Source organism: Stagnihabitans lacustris (genome assembly GCF_025950525.1).
In the GTDB taxonomy this organism is placed as follows: domain Bacteria; phylum Pseudomonadota; class Alphaproteobacteria; order Rhodobacterales; family Rhodobacteraceae; genus Stagnihabitans.
The window spans coordinates 333,122-345,299 of the sequence record NZ_JAPDGS010000001.1; the positions used below are offsets into that span (position 1 = coordinate 333,122).

The 12,178-nt window shown below is 64.7% G+C and carries 10 protein-coding genes; 4 read left to right on the forward strand and 6 right to left on the reverse strand.

Annotation, left to right across the window (positions count from 1 at the left end):
- Positions 1 to 43: 43 nt before the first annotated feature.
- Positions 44 to 1,687, reverse strand: coding sequence for a CTP synthase (gene pyrG, locus NX862_RS01675; RefSeq protein ID WP_264492137.1), 1,644 nt, complete (start codon positions 1,685 to 1,687; stop codon positions 44 to 46).
- 140 nt (positions 1,688 to 1,827) lie between these two features.
- Positions 1,828 to 2,184, reverse strand: coding sequence for a preprotein translocase subunit SecG (secG, locus tag NX862_RS01680; RefSeq protein WP_264492138.1), 357 nt, complete (start codon positions 2,182 to 2,184; stop codon positions 1,828 to 1,830).
- A gap of 224 nt (positions 2,185 to 2,408) precedes the next feature.
- On the opposite strand from secG, the gene NX862_RS01685 reads away from it, so the two are divergent.
- Positions 2,409 to 3,701, forward strand: a complete 1,293-nt coding sequence (locus NX862_RS01685) for an adenylosuccinate synthase (RefSeq protein ID WP_264492139.1) — start codon at positions 2,409 to 2,411, stop codon at positions 3,699 to 3,701.
- The gene (locus tag NX862_RS01690) at positions 3,698 to 3,919 is read left to right on the forward strand and encodes a DUF2842 domain-containing protein (protein WP_264492713.1); all 222 of its coding nucleotides are present in this window, start codon (positions 3,698 to 3,700) and stop codon (positions 3,917 to 3,919) included. Before NX862_RS01685 ends, NX862_RS01690 begins: the two co-directional genes overlap by 4 nt.
- Before the next feature lie 118 nt (positions 3,920 to 4,037).
- Here the strand turns inward: NX862_RS01690 and NX862_RS01695 are convergent, their stop codons facing one another.
- Positions 4,038 to 6,473 (reverse strand): hypothetical protein, encoded by a 2,436-nt coding sequence (locus tag NX862_RS01695; protein ID WP_264492140.1) that lies wholly within the window; start codon positions 6,471 to 6,473, stop codon positions 4,038 to 4,040.
- A 141-nt stretch (positions 6,474 to 6,614) separates the two neighbouring features.
- On the opposite strand from NX862_RS01695, the gene NX862_RS01700 reads away from it, so the two are divergent.
- A complete protein-coding gene (locus NX862_RS01700) occupies positions 6,615 to 7,286 on the forward strand; it encodes a thiamine diphosphokinase (protein ID WP_264492141.1) in 672 nt (223 codons plus the stop codon).
- On the opposite strand, the gene NX862_RS01705 is transcribed toward NX862_RS01700, so the two are convergent.
- On the reverse strand, positions 7,222 to 8,145 hold the full coding sequence (locus tag NX862_RS01705) for a DMT family transporter (RefSeq protein ID WP_264492142.1): 924 nt from the start codon (positions 8,143 to 8,145) through the stop codon (positions 7,222 to 7,224). The genes NX862_RS01700 and NX862_RS01705 overlap by 65 nt on opposite strands.
- Positions 8,146 to 8,296: 151 nt before the next feature.
- Complete coding sequence (locus NX862_RS01710) at positions 8,297 to 9,676, reverse strand: L-serine ammonia-lyase (RefSeq protein WP_264492143.1); 1,380 nt, start codon at positions 9,674 to 9,676, stop codon at positions 8,297 to 8,299.
- Between the two features lie 196 nt (positions 9,677 to 9,872).
- Here NX862_RS01710 and NX862_RS01715 point away from each other — a divergent pair, with 196 nt between their 5' ends.
- Complete coding sequence (locus NX862_RS01715) at positions 9,873 to 10,421, forward strand: EF-hand domain-containing protein (protein ID WP_264492144.1); 549 nt, start codon at positions 9,873 to 9,875, stop codon at positions 10,419 to 10,421.
- Positions 10,422 to 10,528: 107 nt separating this feature from the next.
- Here the strand turns inward: NX862_RS01715 and NX862_RS01720 are convergent, their stop codons facing one another.
- The gene (locus NX862_RS01720) at positions 10,529 to 11,893 is read right to left on the reverse strand and encodes an Nramp family divalent metal transporter (RefSeq protein WP_264492145.1); all 1,365 of its coding nucleotides are present in this window, start codon (positions 11,891 to 11,893) and stop codon (positions 10,529 to 10,531) included.
- Positions 11,894 to 12,178: the final 285 nt, after the last annotated feature.

Consider the following 12,178-nt stretch of genomic DNA (forward strand, 5'->3'; position numbering starts at 1 on the left):
GGCGCTAAAGCAATAATGCGTGCAAAGCACGCACCTTATCACGTTACACCAACCGCTCCACTTCCTTCGCCGCGCGCACGAAGTCCGCGAACAGCGGATGCGGGGCGAAGGGTTTGCTTTTCAATTCCGGGTGGAATTGCACGCCGATGAACCAGGGGTGGTCTTTGACCTCGACGATCTCGGGCAGTTTGCCGTCGGGACTCATGCCGGAGAAGATCAACCCGCATTGCTCCAGCTGCGCGCGGTATTGGATATCGACCTCGTAGCGGTGGCGGTGGCGCTCTTCAATCGTCGTGCTGCCATAGACCTTGGCCACATGGCTGCCCTCTTTCAGCACGGCCGTATAGGCGCCCAGGCGCATCGTGCCGCCCTTGGCATCGCCCGCCTTGCGGCGCACGGTGTGGTTGCCCTGGACCCATTCCTTCAGGTGATAGACCACTGGCGTAAAGCGTTTCGCACCGGCCTCGTGGTCGAATTCCTCGGAGCCCGCATCTTTCAGGCCCGCCAGATTGCGCGAGGCCTCGATCACGGCCATCTGCATCCCCAGGCAGATGCCCAGATAGGGGATGCCCTTTTCGCGGGCGAATTGCGCGGCGCGGATCTTGCCTTCGGTGCCACGTTCGCCAAAACCGCCCGGAACCAGGATGGCATGGAAATTGCCCAAGTGGGCGGCGGGGTCTTCGGTTTCAAAGATCTCGGCATTGATCCATTCGGCGCGGACCTTGGTGCGGTTCGCGATGCCGCCATGGGTCAGAGCCTCGGCGATCGACTTATAGGCGTCTTCCAGTTGGGTGTATTTGCCGACGATGGCAATACGGACCTCACCTTCGGGATGGGTGATGCGGTCCATCACGTCTTCCCAGACCTGCAGATTGGGCTTCGGCGCGGGCGTAATTCCGAAAGCGTCCAGCACGGCCTGATCCAGACCCGCGCGGTGATAGGCCAAGGGAGCCTCATAGATCGTCTTCAGGTCATAGGCCGGGACGACATGTTCTTTGCGGACATTGCAAAACAGCGCGATCTTTTCCAATTCGCGATCCGGGATCGGGTGTTCGGACCGGCAAACCAGCACATCCGGCGCCAGGCCGATGCTTTGCAATTCCTTGACCGAATGTTGCGTCGGCTTGGTCTTCAATTCCCCGCTGGCCGCCAGATAGGGCAAGAGCGTCAGATGCATCAGGATCGACTGACCGCGCGGGCGTTCATGGATGAACTGGCGGATCGATTCAAAGAAGGGCAGGCCCTCGATATCGCCGACCGTGCCGCCGATTTCACAGAGCATGAAATCGACCTCTTCATCGCCAATGCGCAGGAAGTCTTTGATCTCATTCGTCACATGCGGAATGACCTGGATCGTCTTGCCCAAGTAATCGCCGCGCCGCTCTTTCTCCAGCACGTTGGAATAGATCCGCCCCGAAGAGATCGAATCCGTCTGCCGCGCATGGACGCCGGTGAACCGCTCATAATGGCCAAGGTCCAGGTCGGTTTCCGCGCCATCATCGGTCACAAAGACCTCGCCATGTTCGAAAGGCGACATCGTGCCGGGATCGACGTTCAGATAGGGGTCCAGTTTGCGCAGCCGCACCGTATAGCCCCGCGCCTGCAACAGCGCCCCAAGTGCCGCCGAGGCCAGACCCTTGCCCAGCGAGGAAACCACACCACCGGTGATAAAGATGTAACGCGCCATGGGGGCTCCCGTTGTCAGGCGATTCGGATCGGGCGGAATCGCAGCACCACGGGAGAAAGAGCGTAAGGCCTTTTCAGGTAATACGCAACCAGACCGCTAGATGCAGTTGAGCCGCCGGTAGCAGGGTCAAAAGCTAGTGGTCAGTTTTCCGCGGCGGGCGGGGTCGCGGGCGCATCGGCCGCCGGAAGGGCCTGCAGCGGCGCGGTGGCGGCGGGCGCCTCCGGCTCGGGCAGGGCGCCACCGATCTGGTCGATCACCGAAGAGGTCGCCGAGGTCGAAGCCGCAAGGATCGTCAGCGTGATCGAGGTCGCGATGAACAGCCCCGCAAGCACCCAAGTGACCTTGGCCAGCGCGGTCGCCGCCGTGCGGCCCGAGACGACACCGCCGCCGCCACCGCCGCCCATGCCCAGACCGCCGCCCTCCGACCGTTGCAAGAGCACGAGGCCGATCAGCAGAAGCGCGAGGATCAGGTGGATGGCAAGAACGACGTTTTCCATGGGGCAGCGGCCTTATGCTTTGACGCGCCTATCTAGGCGCAAGGGCGCGGGCACGCAAGAGGGAAGGGGCCGCCAGCCTCAGCCGCCTCGCCGTCTTTTCTTTCCAAATCTCCCCGCCGGAGGTTCCCCACTTGGTCCGCCCCCCTTCGTCTCATTTTCCGGTTCCCCCCGCCGCCCCCAGCCGCTATAGGATGCACGGTTTCACCAAATGCAGGACCAGACACATGGCCAACGTGGTTGTCGTGGGCGCCCAATGGGGCGACGAGGGCAAGGGAAAGATCGTCGACTGGCTCTCGGAGCGTGCCGATGTGATCGCGCGCTTTCAGGGCGGGCACAACGCGGGCCATACCCTCGTCATCGACGGCAAGGTCTATAAGCTCTCGCTCCTGCCCTCGGGCATCGTGCGCGGTGGCAAGCTGTCGGTCATCGGCAATGGCGTGGTGCTGGACCCCTGGCATCTGGTCATGGAGATCGACAAGCTGCGGGCCCAAGGCGTCGAGATCACGCCGGAAAACCTGATGGTGGCCGAAAACGCCTCGCTGATCCTGCCGATCCATGGCGAATTGGACCGCGGCCGTGAAAGCCAGAACTCGGTGGCCAAGATCGGCACCACGGGCCGCGGCATCGGCCCGGCCTATGAAGACAAAGTCGGCCGCCGTGCGATCCGCGTCGCTGACATCTTCGACGAAACCACCCTGGACGCCCGCATCGGCCGCCTGTTGCAGCACCACAATGCGTTGCGTTCGGGCCTTGGGCTGGAGCCGGTCGATCCCGTCGCGCTGAAGGCCGCGATTCTGGACATCGCGCCGGCGATCAAGCCCTATGCCGGCCCGGTCTGGAAAGTCCTGACCGAGGCGCGCAAGGCGGGCAAGCGCATCCTGTTCGAAGGGGCGCAGGGCGCGCTTTTGGATATCGACTTCGGGACCTATCCCTTTGTCACCTCGTCCAACACAATCGCAGGTCAGGCAGCGACCGGCACCGGCCTTGGGCCGACCGCGATCGACTTCGTCCTGGGCATCGTCAAGGCCTATACGACCCGCGTCGGCGAAGGCCCCTTCCCGGCGGAACTGTTCGATGCCGATGGCGAGCGTCTGGGCGAGCGCGGCCATGAGTTCGGCACCGTGACGGGGCGCAAGCGGCGCTGCGGCTGGTTCGATGCGGTCCTGGTGCGCCAGACCTGCGCGACCTCGGGCGTTTCGGGCATCGCTCTGACCAAGCTGGACGTTCTGGACGGGTTCAAGACGCTGAAGATCTGCGTCGGCTATGACCTGGACGGGGTGCGGATGGATTACCTGCCGACCGCCGCCGACCAACAGGCGCGTTGCAAGCCGATCTATGAGGAGCTGGAAGGCTGGACGGAAAACACCGCAGGCGCGCGGTCTTGGGCCGATCTGCCGGGCGCGGCGATCAAATATGTCCGCCGCATCGAAGAGCTGATCCAGTGCCCGGTGGCCCTGCTGTCGACCTCGCCCGAGCGCGACGACACGATCCTTGTCACCGATCCGTTCTCTGACTGACGATGCGCTATAAAACCCGCCGCCGCCTGTCGTTGTTGGTCCTGGTCCTTGGGGTCCCGGCCTATATCGTGGTGGCGGTGAGCCTGATTGCGCTTTTCGACCGACCGCCCTTTTGGGTGGAACTTCTGGTCTATATCGGCCTTGGCGTGCTGTGGATCATCCCGCTGAAGCCGCTGTTCCTGGGCGTCGGTCAGCCCGATCCGGATGACAAGACATAAGCAAAGCCCCGGAAATTCCGGGGCTTTGTCGTGAATAGGGTCTGATCATGAAAGGCCCTTGGCACGAAAAAGGGCGGAGAGGTTGCCCCCTCCGCCCTGCACTCGTCACGACACGACGTCAGCTTGCCCGGCGCTTGGCCTGGGCGAGCATTGGGGAAATCTCGGTCAGGGCATAGGTCCCCGCCTCGGTCCTGGTCAGGCGCCCTTCGCGCAACAGCCGACCAAACCCGCGCAACCCATCCTCGCGTGAGGGTTCAGACCCCAGGGCATTGATCTGGGCGAACAGTTCGGGCCGGGTAAAGCCGTCCTGGCCGCGGGTCAGCGTCAGGAAAGCCCCCGCCGCCTCGATCAGGTCTTGCAGGCTGGAGGCGCCAAGGCCATCGGCGAAGTCCTGAAAGCTTTGCTTGGGCGTCTCGTTGAAAACATTGGCCATTTCGGCGGCGGCCAATTCGTCCTCTTCGGGGGAAAAGGCCGGGCGCAGGGTCGCGGCATGGGTCACACGGCGCGGGCGCACAGGTTGGACGGCCACGGCAGCCGGCGCGGTGGCGGGCTGGTCGATGCGCAGCGTCGGCAGCAGAACCAAAGGCGCGGGCCTTTCGGTGGCCGGGCGCATCACCTGGTCCAGGTCCTTGCGATAGGGGTCCTGGCGCAGGTTGTCATCAGGCTTGGGCGCCCCCTTGGCGCGGCGTTCGGCCACGGTGGCCAGCACCGCCGCCTTCAGATGCGCGATGGCCGAGCGGCGCCGCTTGGTCTGCGGCTCTTCGAACTCGGAATTGGCCTTCTGGATCAAGCGGTCGACCGCGGCGTCGTCGGTCTGGGCCACGGGCAGGCGGCTGGGCGCGGGTTCGGTCAGGGCCGAGCGCAGGGCCGCGCTGCGGTCTTCGGCCGGCGCCGTGGCGGGGGCTGTGGTGAGGGCTTCGGTCGCTGCGGGTTCTTCGGCGGCAATCGGCGAGTCCACAGGGGCCGAGGGCTCCAGGCGGCGGATCTTGATGACCCGGGCGCGGGCGCGCTGGATCTTTTCCGCCACAAGCGGCGCCTGGGCGTCGCCCTCGCGGGGCGTCTCGGCAACCACTTCGGCAACCACTTCGGCGGGCGCCAAGGCTTCGACCTCGGGCTGTTCATCGGTTGCCGGCAAGGCGGCCAGGTCTTCGGCGCGGTAGTCCTCGGGCAGGTCGGCAGAGATATCCTCCGGCAGGACCAGGGTCAGGTCGGCAGGCAGCTCTTGCGGCTGGTCCTCGGGCAAATCGGCTTCTGCCGGAACAAGATAGGCGCCAAGGTCGGGAAGCGTCACTTCGGCCGTCTGGATGGGGGTCAGGGCCTCGACCGGCGGCTGTTCCAGGATGGCGGCGAGGTCGTCCGCCGCGGGCGCCTGGTCGGCATCAGCAAACTGACCCTCTGCCGCAAGGGCCTCCGGGGTGATCTCTGCGCTATCAAGGGCACCGGCGAGGGTCTCGCGCAGAGCGCTCAGGACATCGGCATCGGTGTCCTCGGCCATCGGCAGAAGACCCGTGGTTTCCGGTTCGACGGTTTCGGGTTCGGCCGATTCCTGCGCCACTGCAAGAACATCGTCCGCCGGGGACAAGGCTTCGGTGTGGGCAGGCGTGGCGACCTCTGCAAGGCGCGTGAACATGGCGAGGTCGGCCGCGCTTTCGGGCGCATCAACGAGAGCATCCTCGGGCTGGGCATCCTCGGGCTGGGCATCCTCCGGGAGGACTTCGGGCATATCGGCCGGAATGTCGTCCGCAATCACTTCGGCTTCGGGCGCCAGTTCGGTGAGCGGGGGCGCGATGCCTTCGGCAGCAATCTTGTCGGTGATCTGGCCAGTGGTATCGGCCGTGATGTCTGCGACCGGCTCGACAGGGGTCAGCGCGTGCACAGGCGCCACGGCTGGCGCGGCGGCCAGGGCCAGGGTGACAAGCGCTTCGGGTGCCGCTTCAGGTGCCGGGGCCTTGACCTGCGCACCCGTCACGTCCGCCGCATGCACCACGACCGGCGCAGCCTGAGCGGCGCGCAAGCGTTGCAGCCTTTGGGCCGCGCTGGCCATGGCCTGGGTCGCGGCGTCTTCGGCGAGAAGCCGCGGCGCGGCTTTCGGCGCGGCCTCTTGGGTCGCGGCAGGGGCGCTGCCCGAAGTCAGATGCGTCGTCCCCATCGTGGCCGAAGCCTGGATCGTGGCAGAAGCCTGGGGCTGCGCCACAGGCGCCGCCAAAACCGCCGCGGAGACCGGCTCGGAGACCGCCTCGGAAATTTTCACGGAGACATTCTCGGCGGCCGTGGTATCGGCCACCACCGCCTCGTTGCTGTCGCGAGCTCGCAACACGACGCCATTGTCCTGGATCTTGGCCTCGACCCGGCGCTGGATTTCGCGCTCTGCTATCTTGTGCAGCATGGCGGCATCGGGCTGCGGCGGCTCTGCCCCGAAGTAACGATCCTCCGCCGCCAGATCGCGAAAATACTCCGCAATCGCCTTCATCGTGTTGAAGGGGTCGTCGAAGCCTTCCAGCGTGCAGCTGAAAGTTCCGTAAGAAACCGTTAGAATTTTATGAGCAGCGTTCATTGTCGCCCGCCTTCTGCCAAACTCGACCCTATCACCCTGCGCTTTGGTCTGTTCGAATCCATGGACAAACCGGGGTGTTTTGAAGGATTGATTGTGGCCGCCGCACCGAACGATTGCCGCAATTGGAAGGACAATATCAGCATGACAAAGGTTATTGTCCAATCAACAGAAGGGGTCACACTGGCCGGAGGCAGTCGTTTTTCGGCCCGGCTGCTGGCCGAGGCGCGCAAGATGGCGCCACGATTGGTGGCGGCGGATGGGGGGGCGGACCGGCTTTTGGCGCATGGGGCCATGCCCGAGGCCGTCATGGGCGACCTTGATTCGATCAGCCCCGCCGCGCGGGACAGGCTGGCAGACAGGCTGCACCATATCCCCGAACAGGTCACGACTGATTTCGATAAGGCTTTACGCTCCATCGACGCGCCTTTCGTGGTCGCGGTGGGCTTTGCCGGGCAAAGGCTGGATCACGGGCTTGCGGTGCTGACCTCGCTTTTGGCCCATCCGGGCAAGCGGTGTCTGGTGATGAGCGCCACGGATGTCGTCTTTCTGTGCCCGCCGCGCCTAAGCCTGCGCCTGACCCCCGGGACCCGGTTTTCGCTTTACCCCCTGGGCGAGGTGCGCTGTCAGTCTCAGGGGCTTGTGTGGCCGACCGAGGGTCTGGATTTCGCGCCCTGGGGGATGATCGGGACGTCGAACCAGGTGGCCGACCCCGAGGTTCACTTGCAGGTCGATGCGCCGCGGATGCTGGTCATATTGCCTCGTCCGGCAGCAAGGGCGGCCGTGCTTGGGCTGACCGGTGTTCGTGGCGAATGACGTAAAGGCCAGAGCCCACGATAACGGCCATGCCGACCCAGGTCAGAACATTGGGGAAGTCGCCAAAGATCGCATAGCCCAGGAAGACCGCCATCGGCAGCTCCAGGTAATGCAAGGGCGCCAGGGTCGAGGCGGGGGCGTGGCGCATCGCCACCGTCATGCAGAAATGCGAAGTCGCGGCCCAAAAGCCCACGCCGAACAGCCAGGCGGTGTTGATCGCATCGGGCATGACGGGGTCAAGTTCCGTGACGCCCGACCCGTCAAAGGCCCACAGGATCGGCGCCGCAATGACGATGCCCGCGACCGAGGTGTAAAGCTGCATCGAGACGGGATCGACGCGGGTCGACATGGCCTGGGTCGCGAATTCGTAAAAGGAAAAGGCCAAAGCGCAGCCCAAGGGGAAAAGCGCCACCAGGCCATAAGCCGACAGCGAGGGCTGGATCACAAGAAGCGCTCCGCCGAAACCGACCAGCGAGGCCAGCATCTGCGTGCGTCCGATGGGCGTGCCAAAGATCAGCCGCGCCAGACCCATGATCATGAAGGGCATGACGAAGACGATGGCGATGGCGTCGGCAATGGGCATGTATTGGACCGAGGCCACGAAGCAATAGGTCGACAGGATCAAACAGATCGCGCGGGCGACCATGAAGGCCAGGTCGCGCTTGGTGCCGCCCCATGTCGGCCGCATGATGGCAAAGACCGGGATCATGCAGAGCCCCTGGAACAGGAAGCGCGCGGCGGTGATCTGACCGACCGGGATTTGCGCGGTGGCGAGTTTCGAGCAGGCGTCCAGAAGCGGCGCCATGACGCAGAAGGCCACCATCAAAAGCGCGCCGCGCAGGGGAGAGGGCTGGGGCATCATGGGCGACCTTTGGTCTTGGGGCTGAGGCCGGGGGGGCACCCCCCCCGCGCGCTTTGGGTTCTTGAACCGATGGCGCAGCCCGTTGGATATTTGTGAAAGGGTGAAATGGAAAGGGCTCTGTCTCCGCCTGCGTCGCCCGGGGCTCTGGTCAGCAGTTGGGGACGTTGACGGCAAGGCCCCCCAGCGAGGTTTCCTTGTATTTCTCGTGCATGTCATGGCCGGTCTGGCGCATCGTCTCGATGCAGGCGTCAAGGCTGACCAGGTGCTGGCCGTCGCCCCGCAGTGCGAGCGAGGCGGCCGAGACCGCCTTGATCGCGCCGAGGCCGTTGCGTTCGATGCAAGGCACCTGCACCAGGCCCTTGACCGGGTCGCAGGTCATGCCAAGGTGGTGTTCCAGCGCAATTTCGGCGGCGTTTTCAACCTGTTCCACCGTGCCGCCCAGGACGGCGGCCAGGCCTGCCGCGCTCATGGCGGCGGCCGATCCGACCTCGGCCTGGCAGCCACATTCCGCGCCAGAGATGCTGGCGTTGTGCTTGCACAGCCCCCCGATGGCGGCGGCGGTCAGCAGGAAATCGGCCACCTTGGATTGCGAGGCGCCCGGCACATGATCGAGGTAATAGCGGATCGTGGCCGGCAGCACGCCCGCCGCGCCATTGGTGGGCGCGGTCACAACCTGGCCCCCCGCAGCGTTTTCCTCGTTCACCGCCATGGCGTAAAGCGACATCCAGTCGTTGATCGTATGGGGCGCGGTCATGTTCAGCCCGCGTTCGGCCATCAGCGCGTCATGGATGCCCTTGGCGCGCCTGCGGACCTTCAGGCCGCCGGGCAAGATGCCGTCCACCGCCATGCCCCGAGAGATGCAATTGTTCATCACCTCCCACAGGCGCTCGATGCCGCGGTCGATCTCGGCCTTGGTGCGGAATTTCAGCTCGTTGGCCAGTTTCATCTGGGCGATGGTCAGGCCCGAGGCCGCCGCCATGTCCAGCATTTCGGCTGCGGTTTCAAACGGATAGGGGACGTCGGCGCGGGCCTTGGACTTGGTGCCGCCCGCCTCGGCGAGTTCACCGGCGGTCAGCACAAAGCCGCCGCCGATCGAGTAATAGGTTTCCTCCAGGATCACGTCGCCCTGGGCATCGGTGGCCTTCAGGATCATCCCGTTGGCATGGCCGGGCAGGGCGGGGCCGTAGTCGAAGGCAAGGTCCTTTTTCGGGTCGAAGCTCAGCTCGGGCAGGCCGGGCGGGGTGATCTTGTGGGTCGCCTGGATCGCCGCCAGCGTGGCTTCGGCCTTTGCGGCGTCATAGGTGGCGGGTTCGAACCCCGCGAGGCCAAGGATCGTGGCGCGGTCGGTGGCATGGCCCACACCCGTAAAGGCCAGGGACCCATGCAGAGAGCCGCGCAAGCCCTTGGGGTGGAAGGGCGATTTTCGCAAAAGGTCAAGAAAGCGGGCGGCGGCGACCATGGGCCCCATCGTGTGGGAAGACGAGGGGCCGACGCCCACTTTGAACATGTCGAAGACGGAAAGGAACATCGCGCGACCCCTGTGTTTGGCTGTCACGATAGGGGGGAAGCGGGCGGGCGCGGGGGGTAAAACCGACATAAGCAGGCTTAAAACGAAGGCTCTGCGCAAAGGGGGTGATTTTTCTGGAAATGTTCTGGTTTCGTTTACTGCGGATTAACCGGGAATCGCGAGACTGAGGCAACGCGATCCAGAATGGAGATACCCGATGCGCTTTCTTGCAATTGTTCTTGGCCTTTTGCCCATTTTTGGTCTTTTGCCGGGCGTGGCGATGGCCCAAGGGGCTCTGCCACCGCGGATGATCAAGGCGATCAAGGCCGATCCCGAGGCCTATTTGCAGGACGTGGCGGCGCTGATTGCCAGCGCCGGGCAGGGCGATGCGATCACGGCCGACCAGCTGGCGGTCTCGATTGCCGTGCAAAGGGCGCGGGCGCGGGTCGATGTGCTGGCCCCGCTGCTGGAAGCGGATTTGAACGGCGACGGCGCCGTCGCGCGCGAAGAGCTTTTGGGCACGGCCTCGGCGCTGAAATCCGAGGCGCGGGCGAAGTTGGACCGCGCCTTTGGGGCGGCGGATGGCGATGGCGATGGCCTGGTCACGGGGGCTGAGCTGGCCGCCAAGGGCGAGGATGCAGCGCTTTCGGTCATGGGCCCCGCCCGGTTGGCAAAGGTCAAGGTGCTGATGGGCTTTGACGCCGATGCCGATGGCAGCGTGACCCTGGACGAGGTGCGCAACGGCCTTCAGGCCTTGGTGTCGTGAGTTTCGGTCGGGGGAAGGCGTAACGGTGTCTCTGGCAGCCCCGCCCCCGGGGGCTGTCAGGCCAGGAAAGTTGTCAGCCCAGGAAAGTTGTCAGGCCAGGAACACTGTCAGGCCAGGAAATCGGACAAGAGTTTCAGGTTCAGGACGACGATGGCGGCGGCTATGACCCAGGCCAGAGCACCCAGCCAGAGGGGCGCCGCCATCTCTCCCATCTTCGACCTTTGCGTCGTGAAGGCCACAAGGGGCACCACGGCGAAAGACAATTGCAGGGACAGGACGACCTGGGTGAGGATCAAAAGCTCTCCCATGCCTTCTGTGCCGTAAAGGATCGTGACCCCTGCCGCCGGCAGGATGGCGAGGGCGCGGGTGATCAACCGACGGACCCAGGGGGCGAGACGGAGGCGCAAAAAGCCCTCCATCACCGCCTGGCCCGCCAAAGTTGCCGTGACGGTCGAGTTCAAGCCACAGGCCAGAAGGGCCACGGCAAACAGGACCGGCGCGATACCCGCGCCCAAAAGGGGCCCGATCAGGCGATGGGCATCGCCCAGATCCTGAACAGCGGTCTGACCATTGGCATGAAAGGCCGAGGCCGCAAGGATCAGGATCGAGGCATTGATCGTCAGCGCAAACATCAGCGCCACGGTCGAGTCGATGGTGGCAAAGCGCAGGGCCTCGCGCTTTTCGGGCAGGCTGTCGCCCCAGGCCCGGGTCTGCACGATGGCAGAGTGCAGGTAGAGGTTATGCGGCATGACCGTGGCGCCAAGGATACCCAGGGCGAGGTAAAGCATCTCGGGGTTGGTGACGATCTCGGTCGTGGGCATGAAGCCGCGCAGGACACCGCCCCAATCGGGATCGGCCAGCAGGATCTGTGACAGGAAAGACACGGCGATCACGCCGAGGAGGGCGATGACGAAGGCCTCAAGTTTCCGGAAGCCCCGTTTTTGCAGCCAAAGGATCAGGAAGACATCCAGCGACGTGATGATCACCCCCAGCTCCAGCGGGATGCCGAAGAGCAGGTTGAGGCCGATGGCCGTGCCAATCACCTCGGCGATGTCAGTGGCGATGATGGCGATTTCGGCCGCAAGCCAGAGGGGGATCGTGGTCCAGCGCGGCAGGCCGTCGCGGCAGGCCTGGGCCAGGTCGCGCCCCGAAGCGATGGCCAGGCGCGCCGAAAGCGATTGCAGGACGATGGCCATGACATTCGACAAAAGCGCCACGAACAGAAGGGCATAGCCGAATTTGGAGCCTCCGGCCAAAGAGGTCGCCCAGTTGCCCGGGTCCATATAACCCACCGCCACCATATAGCCCGGCCCGAGGAAGGCCAGGAACCTTTGCCAGCGCGTCACCCCCAGGGGGACAGAGCGGTGAACATCGGCCAAGGCGGCTTCTCCGCGCGGGCTGGACCACAAGAGCTGGCCGGTTTGGGGCAAGCTGTCCGGGCGCAGGCTGTCTGGGGGCGGAATGGGGGTCATGGGACCGATCTGGTTTTGCAATTGCGAATTATTCTCAATTTAGATTTGGGTGCATGGGACGGGAAGTCAAGCGGAAAGCGGAAAGGGCGGGGCAAAAGGCGCGGGCAAGAGCCCGCAAGAGCTTTTCTCGCCTCTGGCCTGCGGCCAACCGGCTCGGCCTGCGCGGCACCGCGCCGCCGGAGCCTTTGGCGCAGTGAGCTTGGTGACGTCGGTCGGGCTACCCCGGGCAGGGCGCGGCGGGAGCAACTGTTTGTCGCGGTGCTTTGCCCAGCCGCAGCCGGCAAC